Origin of the sequence: Glutamicibacter sp. (assembly GCF_050701915.1) — a bacterium.
Taxonomy (GTDB): Bacteria; Actinomycetota; Actinomycetes; order Actinomycetales; family Micrococcaceae; genus Glutamicibacter.
This window is the reverse complement of the sequence record NZ_JBOGEG010000031.1, coordinates 1-13,609: the sequence shown is the minus strand read 5'-3', so window position 1 is coordinate 13,609 and position 13,609 is coordinate 1. Positions and strand designations below refer to the sequence as shown.

Genomic DNA, 13,609 nt, shown 5'->3' with positions numbered 1-13,609 from the left:
TCGCCTCTGTCGTTGATTCGACAGGGGCGATTCTGCGTTTTCTACGATCAGTCGAAAATAGATTAGGCTAGTGTCATGACTATTCTTCTTTCAATTCTGATTCTCGTGCATATCTTGGGTGCAGCAGCCATCTTCGGTGGCTGGCTGGCTAATTTCAAGACTCCCACCGTCTCCGTATGGCAGTGGTATGGAGCCATCGTGCAGGTGGTAACGGGTCTGGCCATGGTCGGCATTCTCGAGGCTGCCGACGGTTCGCCAAACCACATGAAGATTGGAATCAAGTCGCTTATTGCAATCATTATCTTGGTGGCAGCTTTCCTTGGCCGCAAGAAGATTAAGAACGGCGAGGAAGTTCCTACCGGCATCGCTCACGCAGTGGGCGGCATGGCCTTGATCAACATCGCCATCGCGGTACTCTGGAACTAATCCGCATTAGCCTTGACGGCGGGAGCCGCAACCAACTGCTTTGAGCAAGCTGAGGTTGCGCCTTCCGCTGTTTCGCTTTTAACGGCGCAATACCTTGCCGATTTTCCAGCGCTCCTCTGCCAGCACTAGTTCCACCTCAATGCGCTGCGGCTCGGCGGCCTGGACAGTGTGAACCGTTGCCCCGTGGGCATCGACATAGCGGTATTCTTCTTGGGCCGAGGTCGCAGCGAGGATGACAGAGTTCCCCTGCCCGCGCGCGGATACCGTCACGTCAGTGAGCTTCGTGCGCAATCCCTCAAAACCCAAATCCATTTTCCGAAGCTGATCGATTGATTCAAGATCACGTTGCAGCTGCTCCGCTTCTGCGACGTAGAGCCCCTTGAGTCTGTCTCCCGCCAGCTGTCCCATCGCTTCATCGCGTTCTCGTGAGAGTGCCAGGAATGCAGAGATCACCGTGTCTCGGTTCAAGGCACAGGCCGGAACTTGCCCACCATCTCTAATTCTGCAGCTTTGCTCTGCTGACGGTACTTCCGTTGTCGCGGTCGTTTCGGTAGCCACAGCCGCACGGAAATGATTGACGCCGACCAGGCTCCCGAGAATAACCAAGAAGCCCAGGACGGCAGCACCGGCCAGCTTTACCGCCCCGGGAGTCCGGCGCAACCGACGGCTATGCCAGGATCCATCCTGGCCAGCACTGCGTTGCCTGCTTGTGGTTTCGGTCTTGCGCTTGAAACGACTGTGCCCCGCATCCTGATCCGTAGACGGGTGGATGGTTTCCATCAAATGCGTAGCTTCAGGAGCTACATGCCCTTCCCAGCGGATGGGCTCTGCCGGACAGCTTGCGAACAGCGTTCGAGCAAACTGATCGGCGGTCGGCCTTGCTTGCGGCACTGGATTCAGCGAATCGATCAACAGTTCATGAATGATTGCAGGGATTCCGGGAAACATCACGCTAGCCGGTGGACGCATCAGTTCTTCTTCGGGAACGCGTCCGGATAGGAGAAACCACAAACAGGCGCCCAACGAAAATACGTCCTGCTCTCCGGCTTGGCTTTCCCGGGCCCCGGCCTGCGTTTCAGGTGCCATGAATCCTGGTGTGCCGGAGCCGGTGAGTACTTGCCGTGCCGAACCTGCCTCTTGAAAGTCAATGATCTTTGGCATTCCCTTGGCAGTGAGCAATATGTTGGCCGGCGATAAATCCCCATGGTGTTGCCCCTGAGCGTGCATCACCGATAGCGTCTGCGCAATGGGGGCCAGGGCGGTAACGCACTCCCCTAGACCAAAGGCACTTCGGCTTGCCACTAGATCAGCCAAACTGCCACCGGGGCAATATTCCATAATCAGCCCTTCGCCTAATTGTGTCGGCAGGGTCCCGTAAAAATCAACGACATATTTCCTTGACTGCGTTACCTGCTCCTGGCGCAGCGAAGCGATGTTTTCCATAGTCAGGCTAAGTTTTAGCGTCAGATACAACTGGTCGCTTTCCCTCCGTATTAGCCAAACTTTGCACGGTGACTTGGCACTAAGCGGCTTAACCGTTACATGCCCGGGGCTTATCGGCCACGCTAGAACATTCGTTGATTCATCCATGTTTCCGTTGTATCCCACAATCGAAAATTGCAAGCTGGATATCCACAGGTGGGCTCGACGGAACTGAATTAGCGACCGATCGTTCAAGAGCGTAGGCTAGCCGTCATGGCGATCGAATTCGAACGAGTCGGACTAGGCTCAAAATTTGTGCCCTACATGGAAGCTTGGGATTACCAAATCCAACTGCATGATGCGGTAGCCGCGGACACGCAAACCCCAAAAGTCCTGTTCCTGGAGCACGAAGCGGTTTATACCGCAGGCAAGCGAACTGAACCCGAAGACCTCCCGCTGGATGGGACCCCCGTGGTGGATGTGGATCGCGGTGGTAAGTTGACCTGGCATGGCCCGGGACAGCTCATTGGCTATCCCATCGTCAAGCTACGCAAAATCAGCGCAATCCGTCTCTACGTGGAGACTTTGGAAGAAGCCCTGATTAACGTGGTGAGCGAGCTAGGCATCCCGACGGCACAGATCAAGGGCCGCTCCGGGGTATGGGTACCGGGCAAGGATGGTGCGCAGGACCGCAAAATCGCAGCCATTGGTATCCGCATCAACCACGGCGTCACCATGCACGGTTTCGCATTGAACTGCTCGAACGCGCTTTCTGCCTACGATCAGATCATCCCCTGCGGCATCTCCGATGCAGGTGTCACCACCATTTCCGAAGAACTTGGCCGTACCGTCACCCCTGAAGACGTCGTTGATCGCGTACAAGCCGAAATAGAGCGTCTGCTCACCCCTCAAGTCGTCTAGACAGTCACGCCCTCCCCAAAGAAAGAGCTGTTTAATGAGCGTCGAACCAGAAGGCCGCCGTATGCTGCGCGTAGAAAAGCGCAACGCTGCCGTACCTGTGGAGCGTAAGCCAGAATGGATCAAGGCCAAGTTGAGCATTGGCCCTGAATACGTAGGCCTGAAGAATCTCGTACAGAGCGAAGGCCTGCACACGGTCTGCGAAGAAGCAGGCTGCCCGAATATCTTCGAGTGCTGGGAAGACCGCGAGGCTTCCTTCCTCATCGGCGGTTCCGAGTGCACCCGCCGTTGCGACTTCTGCCAGATCGCCACCGGCAAGCCCGTAGCAATTGACCGCTCGGAGCCATTCAAGGTGGCCATGAGCGTGAAGAAGATGGATCTGCGCTACGCCACAGTCACCGGCGTTGCCCGTGATGACCTCGAAGATGAGGGCACCTGGCTGTACGCCGAGACCGTGCGCCAGATCCACAAGATGAATCCAAGCACTGGCGTAGAGCTGCTGATCCCCGACTTCAGCGGCAAGCCAGAAAATCTGGATGCCATCTGCGATTCGGAGCCAGAAGTCTACGCCCACAACGTTGAGACCGTGCCTCGCCTGTTCAAGCGCATTCGTCCGGCCTTCCGCTACGAGCGTTCCATGGATGTGATCACCCATGGCCACAAGCGTGGCTTGATCACCAAGTCCAACCTGATTCTGGGCATGGGCGAAACTCGCGAAGAGATTTCCGAGGCCATGCGTGATCTCCATGAGGCAGGCTGCGACCTGCTCACCCTGACCCAGTACCTGCGCCCCACCGACTTGCATCTGCCAGTTGACCGCTGGGTCACCCCGCAGGAGTTCCTGGAACTCCAGCAGGAGGCCGAAGAACTCGGCTTTGCCGGTGTCATGGCCGGCCCGCTGGTCCGTTCTTCCTATCGTGCTGGTCGCCTGTGGGCCGGCGCCATGCGCAAGAAGGGTCGGGAAATCCCTGAGGCGCTGGCACACATCGAATCCTCCGGCAACACCCGCCAGGAAGCAGCATCGCTGATCAAGTAGCCCGATCCAGTAGGACCAGCTAGCGCTTAGGCCCCGGAACTTTTGATGGAAATCATCGGTGGTTCCGGGGCCTTTCCGCTACCCGTTCATGGCCAATTCAGCTGAAAATGTCATGTTCGATCCCGTTCGGCTTAGAACTATCAACTTCATCGCGTAGAATTAAGGCACTATGGCCAAAAACTCCGACAACGACGCAGCCGCGCCTAAGCGTGGCTTGTTTTCGCGTAAACCAAAAGCTGAGAAGAAGAACAAAGAACCGGGCCGCCTGAAGCAAATTGGCCAGGTCTTCCAGATGACTCGCCGCAATGACCCGATGGTCGTGTGGTGGATGGCATTGGCTGCCTTGGCCGTCATTGCTGTCTGCTTGGTCATCGGCTTCTTGATCAAAAACTGGATCACGATGTTGATCATCGCAATCCCGCTGGCGCTTCTTGCTGCAATGTTCGTTATGTCCCGCCGCGCCGAGAAAGCCGCGTTCTCGCAGCTTGAGGGCCGCCCAGGTGCTGCTGGCGCTGCGATGAGCGTGCTGCGTCGCGGCTGGATCCTGAAGCAGGAACCAGTTGCCTACAACCGTCACCAGGATCTGGTGTTCCTCGGTATCGGTCGCCCAGGCATCGTTCTGGTCACCGAGGGTCCAAAGAGCCGGGTTCGTGAGCTTGCCGCTTCCGAGCGCAAGCGCATTGCCCGCGTTTTGCCCAACGTTCCTGTGCATATTGTCAACGCTGGTTCCGAAGAAGGCCAGACTCCTTTGGCTGAAGTTGGCAAGGCAATGAAGAAGCTTCCAAAGTCAATTACGAAGCTGGAAGTCAGCGCAATCGACAAGCGATTGAGCACGTTGACCGCGAACCGTCTGCCTATCCCCAAGGGTGTAGACCCAAACCGCGTCCGTCCAAACCGCCGCGCTACGCGTGGACGCTAAAGACAAACACTAAAGAAGCCGCAACAGGAATCTCCTGTTGCGGCTTCTTTCTTGTTTTCCGGATTTGTTGCTAGGAGATATTCACCAGGATGGTCTTCGGCAAACGATCATGCAGTCCACGCTGGTCTTTGTCGGTGACGAAGGCCGGGATAGCCAGGCAAAGCAGCAACGAACGAATCAAGCCTTGCAACGGCTTGATCGCGGTGCCATCCAGCGACTGCACCTGCATGCCAAAGGTACGGTGACCGATCGTGTGCCCGGTGAACCCAACACCGATGATTTGTCCGGCGCAGAACAGGCTCAACGTCGCCAAGTCGTGGCTATCAAACAGCCACCAGCTAAGCAGCATTGAAAGTCCCCAGTCTAAGAGCAGCGCACCGACCCGTCGTGGGAACCTGGCAATGGAGCCGGGGCCCTTTTCGGGGCGTCCCATATCCTGCCCGGGCCATTCTTGCGTATTGTGCTGCGGCGGCCCGTCAAGCCACGAGCTGAAGTCTTTTCTTTCCACCAGTACAGTCTATCCAGCGATTCTGTGCGCCAGTTAGAAGGCGATAAGTAGCTGGCAAGTATCCAAGTCAGATTGTTACAGCAGGCAATCAGCGCAGATCAGCTCGATACGACACGCCCGGATTCTCCCCTTGTAACAGGTTGGAAACAATAGAGACACCATTCAGAAATGGATTATAGGTAAGCTTGATACGTAAGCAAGAGGACCAGACAGATAATTCTGGCTACGGGTTCCGTTTACCAAACCTTATATCTCACCAGGGAGTCACCTGCACATGTTTACCAGTCCAGAAGAAGTCTTGGCATATATTGCCGAAGAGGACATCAAGTTCGTCGATATCCGTTTCACCGACCTACCAGGTGTACAGCAGCACTTCAACGTGCCTGCCAAGTCCGTGGATGCCGACTTCTTCGTCAACGGCCAGCTCTTCGATGGTTCTTCCATCCGCGGCTTCGCCGGTATCTCTGATTCCGACATGCAGCTGATCCCAGACGTCACCACCGGCTTCATCGATCCGTTCCGCCTGGAAAAGACCCTGGCATTCAACTTCTCGATCATCAACCCACGCACCGGTGAGCCTTACCACCGCGACCCACGTGGTGTTGCAGAACGTGCTGAGGCATACCTGGAATCCACCGGTATCGCTGACACCGCGTTCTTCGCTCCAGAAGCAGAATTCTTCATCTTCGAGGACGTTCGCTACGAATCCAAGCCACAGGGCGCGTTCTACTCGATCGATTCCGACGAGGCACCTTGGAACACCGGCCGCAAGGAAGAAGGCGGCAACCAGGGTTACAAGACCCCGTACAAGGGCGGCTACTTCCCAGTTGCGCCAACCGACAAGCAGGCTGACCTGCGCGACGCGATCTGCGTTGAGCTGGACAAGGCTGGCCTTGAAGTTGAGCGCAGCCACCACGAAGTTGGCGCGGCCGGCCAGGCTGAAATCAACTACAAGTTCAACACCATGGTTCACTCCGCCGATGAATTGATGCTCTTCAAGTACATCGTGAAGAACGTCGCTGACGCTTGGGGCAAGTCCGCTACCTTCATGCCGAAGCCAGTCTTCGGCGACAACGGCTCGGGCATGCACGTGCACCAGTCGCTGTGGTCCAACGGCGAACCGCTGTTCTACGACGAAAAGGGCTACGCTGGCCTGTCCGATACCGCTCGCTGGTACATCGGCGGCCTGCTGAAGCACGCAGACGCCGTGCTCGCGTTCACCAACCCAACCGTGAACTCCTACCGTCGCCTGGTCAAGGGCTATGAAGCTCCAGTGAACATGGTTTACTCGCAGGGCAACCGCTCTGCCGGTATCCGTATCCCAATCACCGGCTCGAACCCTAAGGCCAAGCGCATCGAGTTCCGCGCTCCGGATGCTTCCTCGAACCCATACCTGGCGTTCGCAGCTCAGCTGATGGCTGGCCTGGACGGCATCAAGAACCGCATCGAACCAGCAGAGCCAATCGACAAGGACCTCTACGAGCTTCCTGCCGAAGAGGCCAAGGAAATCCAGCGCGCACCTGAAAGCCTCGAAGAGGCGCTGAAGGCTCTGGAAGCTGACCACGAGTTCCTGCTCGAAGGCGGCGTCTTCACCGAGGACCTGATCCAGACTTGGGTCGAGTACAAGCGTGAAAACGAAATCAAGCCACTGAGCCTGCGCCCGAACCCATACGAGTTCGAGCTCTACTACGGTTGCTAATCAGCTGACGGGGCACCGCCCCGTGTAGGTTGCCGAAGGGTCCGCACAAAGCGCGAGAACAATGTTCTTGGCAATTTGTGCGGACCCTTCTGTTAAGCGTTGGTGCGTGCCCCGCAAATGGGCTGCCAGCGTGCTCCGGCCAGGGGACGCCCCGAAAACTAGGACTAGTATTCCTGCTTGTCGCTCTTCGCTTCCCAGAGTTCAAACGCCCTGAGCGCACCGGAATCTTCAACTCTGGTAAAGGGAATTTTCCGCTCGCTCATGGGAAGCTCGAGCTCTTTGTAGATGAAATCATCGTCGAAGCCGATCCTAGCGGCCTCCTCGCGAGTATTCGCGTAGTAGACATGCTTGAAGCGGGACCAATAGATGGCCCCCAGGCACATGGGGCAAGGTTCGCAGCTGGTGTAGAGCTCGCATTGCGACAGATCGAAAGTTCCCAAGGCTTGGCCCGCGGCGCGGATGGCATTGACTTCTGCGTGCGCCGTCGGATCGTGGGAACCCACCACCGAGTTGTAGCCAGCGGAAATGACCTTGCCGTCGAGGACAACCACCGCACCAAATGGTCCGCTGTCATTGGATTCTAGAGCCAACAAGGACTGTTCAATGGCAGCCTGCAGCATCACTGGGTCCAACATTTTCGAGGCTCCCCTGCACTCATCGTTCGCGTAGAGATTACAACCCCACCCTAGTCCCCCACGTCGTACTCCGTCAGGTAGGGCAGGAAATTATCGGTTGCGGATTAAGGTTTCAGCGCTCGAAGGTAACGCTGACGGGTCACCCACTGCGCCAGAAGAAGCAGGCTGAAAGCTCGACGCCAGGCAGGGGCATCAGAAGGTTCGGTCACTGATCTGATCAGCAGGAAAACCTGCTCCTCCTCGCGTTCAAGAATGAAAGCTTCCATGCCCTGAACCGGGTGCCCCGGCAGCGTACGGTAGGAAAAACCCACCCAATCATTTTCCGCAATGACGTCAACGACTTCCACGGGTTCATGGATGCGCAGCGGTCCAACACCGATGGTGATACTAGGTTGCTGGCCCGCAGCTACCGGCAACTGCGGCTTGAGCCTGAACCCGCTGCGTGTCTTGACTTCCCAACGCAGCAAGGCAGCGCTCGCATCGTTCCACAGGGCTGCTCCCTCGCCCAACAGCACGCGGCGTTGCCACGGCCTGGATGAAGCAGCCAGCGGGCTCCAGGAACGCTCGAGCAACGCTCCAACGGCCATCACGGCACCTTAGTCTTCAAAGCCGTAGAACAGCAATTCAAAAATGCCTCGCGCGTGCCGGGTTGCGCGCAGGTAGTCCTCTTCAAGCTCCACGCCGAAGTGCGGCTCATAGCCGCACCAACGAGCTACGGCTTCCATATCGCGCGCCGAGCTCGGCAACACATCGCTGGAACGTCCGGAGGTTATGATTTCAGCACTGCGAATCTGTGTAGCCAGCCGCCAAGCAATCGACAGCTGTTCGCTATCGTCGTCGGCAATGAGCTCCAATTTTGCCAGCTCTTCCAACGCCTTGAGCGTCGAGGTGGTGCGCAGGGATTCGTGCTTCCAGGCGTATTGCAACTGGTAGAACTGCACCAGCCACTCGATGTCCGAGAGCGAGCCGCGTCCCAGCTTCAAATGGCGGTTGGGGTCCGCACCTCGCGGGAGCCGTTCCGATTCCACGCGGGCCTTGATCTTGCGGATGTCCCGGATTTCCGTCTCGTCCAGTCCCTTGCCGTAGCGCACCGGCTTAATCAATTCCATGAAGTCTTCAGCCAACTGGTCATCGCCGGCAAACGGGCGCGCACGCTGCAATGCTTGGCGTTCCCAGATTTCCACCCATCGCCGGTAGTAGGTGGCGTAGGCGTCGATAGATCGGACCAGCATGCCCTGGCGGCCCTCGGGGCGAAGATCCGAGTCCACTTTCAATTTCACTTCAGCTGGAATTGCCGGTTTCAACGGTTTGGCGGTCCACGACACCAAGTCGGTAACTACTCGAAGCGCTTGTTCTTGAGCGGCTTGAGCCGCGGCACCAGGAACCGGGCGCTGCACAAACAGGACGTCTGCATCAGAGCCGTAACCGATTTCCCGACCGCCTTGGCGGCCCATGGCAATGACCGAAACCACGGCATGTTCCCCATGCTTGGCTTGGTCGGCAGCCAGGAGGACCTTCAGCACCCCGTCAACCATGGCGGCGTCGATATTCGAGAGGGCCTCACCGACTTCATCAACGGTCAGCAGGCCAGCACCGTCGGCAAGCGCGACACGCAAGAACTCGCGGCGGCGCACCATGCGGATCATGCGGATGGCAGCTTCTGGCTGTTTGGTGCGATGGATGATGGACGTGTTCTGCTGAAGCAGGTTCTCGAATGTCTGCGGCGACAAGGACGCATCAGAGCCCAGCCAGGCGGCGGCGGCCGGCTCATTGGCCAGCAGGTCGGTCAGGAAGCGCGTATTGGAGAGCAAGTGGCTCAGTCGCTCGGCAGCGGCGTTGGTATCGCGCAGCATGCCAAGGAACCAATGGGACTTGCCCAGTGCTTCGCTGAGTCGGCGGAAGCCCAGCAATCCAGCATCCGGATCCACCCCGCGGGCAAACCAGTCCAAGAGCACCGGCAGCAACTGCCGTTGCAATGACGCACTGCGGGAGACCCCACCGGTCAAGGCTTCAATGTGCCGCATTGCGGCCTTCGGATCGAGATAGCCCAGGGCGCGCAGGCGGGCTTGCGCGGATTCAGCGGTGAGCTTGACGTCATCGGCTGAGAGGTTGGAGCTACTGACCAAGAGTGGACGGTAGAAAATACGCTCGTGCAGCGAACGCACCATGCGCTTGGTTTCATTCCAGCGGCGCATCAGCTTCTCCAGGCTGCTGAGCTGTAGGTCTCCAGCACCACGGATCGAGCGTGCAAGCACGCGCTGGGCGCTTTCGACACGGGGCATCAGGTGGGTTCGGCGCAACTGGCTGAGCTGGATCCGGTGCTCCAGCAAGCGCAGGAAACGGTAGGAGTCATCGAAGTTCGTCGCATCATCGCGGCCAATGTATCCGATGTCGCTCATCGCCTGGATGGCCAGGGTGGTGGTTGGCACCTGGATGGCGGGGTCAACACGTCCATGGACGAGTTGGAGCAGCTGGACGGTGAACTCGACATCGCGCAGCCCACCGGGACCCAGCTTGATCTGCCACACAACATCTTGCTTATCGATGTTGTCGCTGACGCGTCGGCGCATGGCCTGAACGGATTCGACAAACCCTTCACGTTCGGAACTGGACCACACCATTGGCGAGACCATGCGCTCATAAGAGCGTCCCAGTTCCTTGTCGCCGGCAATGGCACGGGCCTTGAGCAGGGCTTGGAATTCCCATGAGTGGGCCCACCGCCGGTAGTACGCTTCATGGGAAGAGAGCGTACGGGTCAAGGCCCCGTCCTTGCCCTCGGGGCGCAGATTCGCGTCTACTTCCCAGAGCATTGGCTCAGGACCTGTCACCATCAGTGCACGCGCGGTGTTGCCGCAGATCACCGTCGCGATCGCAGCTGCCAGATCTTCATCAATACCCAAGGCCGAATCGTGAACGTAAATGACATCGACGTCTGAAATGTAGTTCAGTTCACGTGCACCGCACTTGCCCATGCCAATGATGGTGATCTTTACCCGATCGACATCGGCGGCATCATATTGTTCTGCGGCTTCGGCCCGGGCAATGGCCAGTGCCCCTTCCAGCGCGGCTCCAGCCATGTCGGCCAGTTCGGCGGCGACCTTGGGCAAAATGCGTTGCGGCTGGGTGGAACCCAAGTCCCGGTGAGCCAGTGAGAGCAACGCTTTGCGGTAGGCGGTGCGCAAACGCTGGCGTGCTTCAGCACCGGTATAGGAAGAGATCCAGTGTCCGCCGTCTGATTCCTTGGCCTCGATGGAAGCCAGCAGGTCCTGGACAAGCTGTTCCGCGGGCACGGAAACGAATTCACCAGGTGGGGCTTGGCGGACAATACCCAGGGCCTGGGGACAACGTATGAGGAACTCGCCCAACGCAGAAGAGCTGCCCAGGAGCCTGACTAGCCCCTGGCAGCTGTCCGGCTCCATGAAGATATCGATGACTTCCGGGTGCCGATCAACCAATCGCAGGGCCAGCAGCAGTGCCTGGTCCGGATCTGGCGCATGCGCCATCTTGCTCACGATCAGGCTGGGATCAATCTTGGACAGTTCCTTGGATTGAAGGAAATTCTTGGCCCGTTCGATGTCGCTGAAGCCAGCGTTGATCAATGCTCGCGAGGGTACTTCCGGCATGGTGTCTCGTGTTCTCCCGCATTTCGCCGCGCAGCTTCACGCGGCGATGTCTCTAGAGGATTCCCAAATACTTGTTCAGTTCGTATGGGGTGATGACCTGGCGGTACTCTTCCCATTCGGTGCGCTTGTTCGACAGGAACGAGTTGAATACCTGCTCGCCAAGGATCTCGGCCATCAGTTCCGACTCTTCCATGGCGCGCAATGCATCGTGCAGGCTGCCAGGCAGCGGAACGTGGCCCGAAGCGCGGCGTTCTGCCGTGGACAGGCTCCAGACATCGTCCTCGGTTGGCTCTTCCAGCTCATACCCTTCGCGGATGCCCTTCAGGCCAGCGCCCAGCAATACTGCGTAGGCGAGGTACGGGTTGGCTGCCGAGTCGATCCCGCGGTATTCCACGCGGGCGGACTGGCCCTTGCCCGGCTTGTACAGCGGTACGCGGACCAGTGCCGAACGGTTGTTGTGCCCCCACGAACGGTGGCTCGGCGCTTCGCCGCCACCCCACAAGCGCTTGTACGAGTTCACGTACTGGTTGGTGATGGCGGTCATTTCCGGCGCATGGTGCAAGATGCCGGCGATGAAGGAGCGAGCCACGTCGGAGAGCTGGTATTCACGGCCGGCTTCGAAGAACGCGTTCGCGTCACCTTCAAACAATGAGAAGTGGGTATGCATGCCGCTGCCCGGATGGTCAGCAAAAGGCTTGGGCATGAACGTTGCGTGGATGCCCTTCTGCATCGCCATCTCCTTGATGACGGTACGGAAGGTCATGATGTTGTCGGCGGTCTGCAACGCATCTGCGTAGCGCAAATCGATTTCGTTCTGGCCTGGACCTGTTTCGTGGTGGGAGAACTCCACCGAAATGCCCAGGGCTTCCAGCGTGGTTACCGAGGCACGGCGGAAGTCCTGGCCCACGCCATCTGGCACGTGGTCGAAGTAGCCACCGTTGTCGATCGGCTGGGGACGGCCATTGGCATCCAGCTGATCGTTCTCGAGCAAATAGAATTCGATCTCCGGGTGGGTGTAGCAAGTGAAGCCCATATTCGAGGCTTCGGCCAGCTGGCGCTTGAGCACCTGGCGCGGATCGGCACTGGACGGCTGGCCCTCAGGGGTCAGGATGTCGCAGAACATGCGGGAGGTCGGTTCAACCTCGCCGCGCCACGGAAGGATCTGGAAGGTGGCAGGATCTGGCTGAAGCAACATGTCAGACTCGGAGATCCGGGACAGTCCATCAATGGAGGAACCATCAAAGCCCAGACCTTCTTCGAAAGCATCTTCAACTTCAGCAGGAGCCAACGCCACGGACTTAAGCGAACCAACGACGTCGGTAAACCACATTCGCACAAATCGAACGTCGCGTTCTTCAATGGTGCGCAGTACAAATTCCTGCTGACGATCCATTTTCCACCACCTTTGGGATTCTGATATCCGGCGCTGATCACAACCGGTAAGAAAATTGACCTGTGGCAACACTATATCGGTTCAGAACCGTCCCAACGATCAGCATCGCCCTGTCCAAGTGCGATAAAGTCGATTCATGCCACAACCATACCTAGGGAACCCTGAAAAAGGCCCGTCCCGTATCCGACTTCATCATTTGCAGCAGGCCAAGGACAATGGCGAAAAATTCGCGATGTTAACTGCATATGACGTAATGATGGCCGAAATTTTTGATTCGGCCGGGATCGAGATGCTGTTGGTTGGCGACTCTGCTGCCAATACCGTACTCGGCTACGAGTCCACGCTGCCGATCACCCTCGACGAAATGATCATGTTCACCAAAGCTGTCGCCAACGGGGCCAAGCGCGCCATGGTCGTCGCCGACCTGCCATTTGGCAGCTACGAGCAGTCCCCTGCCCAGGCCGTTGCCACCGCGGTGCGCCTGATGAAGGAAGGCCATGCCCACGCGGTCAAGATGGAAGGCACCGCGCAGTACGCCGAGCATGTTCGCGCCATGGTGCTTGCCGGAGTTCCCGTCATCGGGCACATCGGCTTCACCCCGCAGTCCGAGCATGCATTGGGCGGGTACCGCGTGCAGGGCCGTGGCGACGCAGTTGCGCAGATGAAGCACGACGCTGAGGCATTGCAGGAAGCAGGCGCTTTCTGCATCCTGATGGAAATGGTGCCGAGCCCGGTCGCTGCCGAAATCGATGCCGCGCTGAAGGTCCCGACCATCGGCATCGGAGCTGGCAACTCCACCACCGGACAGGTACTTGTCTGGCAGGACATGCTGGGCCTTGGAGGGGGCCGCACCCCGCGCTTCGTGAAGAAGTACGCGGATCTGCGTGAAGTTGTCGGCAACGCTGTACGCGAGTACCACCATGACGTGGTTGCCGGTACGTTCCCGTCGGCAGAGTACGAATTCAAGGAATGAAGCCGACTAACGCCATATAGCAAAGTGGTGCGCTGCCTCGATGTTGTCCATCTAGGC

General features: G+C 58.2%; 12 protein-coding genes. 6 read left to right on the top strand and 6 right to left on the bottom strand.

Annotated elements, in window-relative coordinates; all coding sequences use genetic code 11:
• The first annotated feature begins 75 nt into the window (after positions 1-75).
• Positions 76-426: a hypothetical protein gene (locus tag ACRDT3_RS15185; RefSeq protein WP_431493771.1), complete on the top strand. Its 351-nt coding sequence runs from the start codon at positions 76-78 to the stop codon at positions 424-426.
• A gap of 78 nt (positions 427-504) precedes the next feature.
• Here the strand turns inward: ACRDT3_RS15185 and ACRDT3_RS15180 are convergent, their stop codons facing one another.
• Positions 505-1,899: a serine/threonine protein kinase gene (locus ACRDT3_RS15180; protein ID WP_431493770.1), complete on the bottom strand. Its 1,395-nt coding sequence runs from the start codon at positions 1,897-1,899 to the stop codon at positions 505-507.
• 195 nt (positions 1,900-2,094) lie between these two features.
• On the opposite strand from ACRDT3_RS15180, the gene lipB reads away from it, so the two are divergent.
• From lipB to ACRDT3_RS15165, 3 genes are all read left to right on the top strand, one after another.
• Complete coding sequence (lipB, locus tag ACRDT3_RS15175; protein WP_431493789.1) at positions 2,095-2,769, top strand: lipoyl(octanoyl) transferase LipB; 675 nt, start codon at positions 2,095-2,097, stop codon at positions 2,767-2,769.
• Positions 2,770-2,803: 34 nt separating this feature from the next.
• Positions 2,804-3,802: a lipoyl synthase gene (lipA, locus tag ACRDT3_RS15170; RefSeq protein WP_431493769.1), complete on the top strand. Its 999-nt coding sequence runs from the start codon at positions 2,804-2,806 to the stop codon at positions 3,800-3,802.
• 169 nt (positions 3,803-3,971) lie between these two features.
• Entirely contained in the window at positions 3,972-4,721 is a 750-nt protein-coding gene (locus ACRDT3_RS15165; RefSeq protein ID WP_431493768.1) for a DUF4191 domain-containing protein, read from the top strand.
• A 70-nt stretch (positions 4,722-4,791) separates the two neighbouring features.
• Here the strand turns inward: ACRDT3_RS15165 and ACRDT3_RS15160 are convergent, their stop codons facing one another.
• A complete protein-coding gene (locus tag ACRDT3_RS15160) occupies positions 4,792-5,070 on the bottom strand; it encodes an RDD family protein (protein WP_431493767.1) in 279 nt (92 codons plus the stop codon).
• Positions 5,071-5,503: 433 nt separating this feature from the next.
• Between ACRDT3_RS15160 and glnA (ACRDT3_RS15155) the strand changes: the two genes are divergently transcribed.
• The gene (gene glnA / locus ACRDT3_RS15155; protein ID WP_400288257.1) at positions 5,504-6,928 is read left to right on the top strand and encodes a type I glutamate--ammonia ligase; all 1,425 of its coding nucleotides are present in this window, start codon (positions 5,504-5,506) and stop codon (positions 6,926-6,928) included.
• 164 nt (positions 6,929-7,092) lie between these two features.
• Here glnA (ACRDT3_RS15155) and ACRDT3_RS15150 read toward each other — a convergent pair whose 3' ends face one another.
• The 4 genes from ACRDT3_RS15150 to glnA (ACRDT3_RS15135) form a co-directional block, all read right to left on the bottom strand.
• Entirely contained in the window at positions 7,093-7,563 is a 471-nt protein-coding gene (locus tag ACRDT3_RS15150) for a nucleoside deaminase (RefSeq protein ID WP_431493766.1), read from the bottom strand.
• A 104-nt stretch (positions 7,564-7,667) separates the two neighbouring features.
• Positions 7,668-8,150: a DUF1990 family protein gene (locus ACRDT3_RS15145; protein WP_431493765.1), complete on the bottom strand. Its 483-nt coding sequence runs from the start codon at positions 8,148-8,150 to the stop codon at positions 7,668-7,670.
• Between the two features lie 9 nt (positions 8,151-8,159).
• Positions 8,160-11,186, bottom strand: coding sequence for a bifunctional [glutamine synthetase] adenylyltransferase/[glutamine synthetase]-adenylyl-L-tyrosine phosphorylase (locus tag ACRDT3_RS15140; RefSeq protein WP_431493764.1), 3,027 nt, complete (start codon positions 11,184-11,186; stop codon positions 8,160-8,162).
• Between the two features lie 52 nt (positions 11,187-11,238).
• Complete coding sequence (gene glnA, locus ACRDT3_RS15135; RefSeq protein WP_431493763.1) at positions 11,239-12,579, bottom strand: type I glutamate--ammonia ligase; 1,341 nt, start codon at positions 12,577-12,579, stop codon at positions 11,239-11,241.
• 136 nt (positions 12,580-12,715) lie between these two features.
• On the opposite strand from glnA (ACRDT3_RS15135), the gene panB reads away from it, so the two are divergent.
• Positions 12,716-13,552: a 3-methyl-2-oxobutanoate hydroxymethyltransferase gene (gene panB, locus ACRDT3_RS15130; RefSeq protein ID WP_431493762.1), complete on the top strand. Its 837-nt coding sequence runs from the start codon at positions 12,716-12,718 to the stop codon at positions 13,550-13,552.
• Positions 13,553-13,609 lie beyond the last annotated feature (57 nt).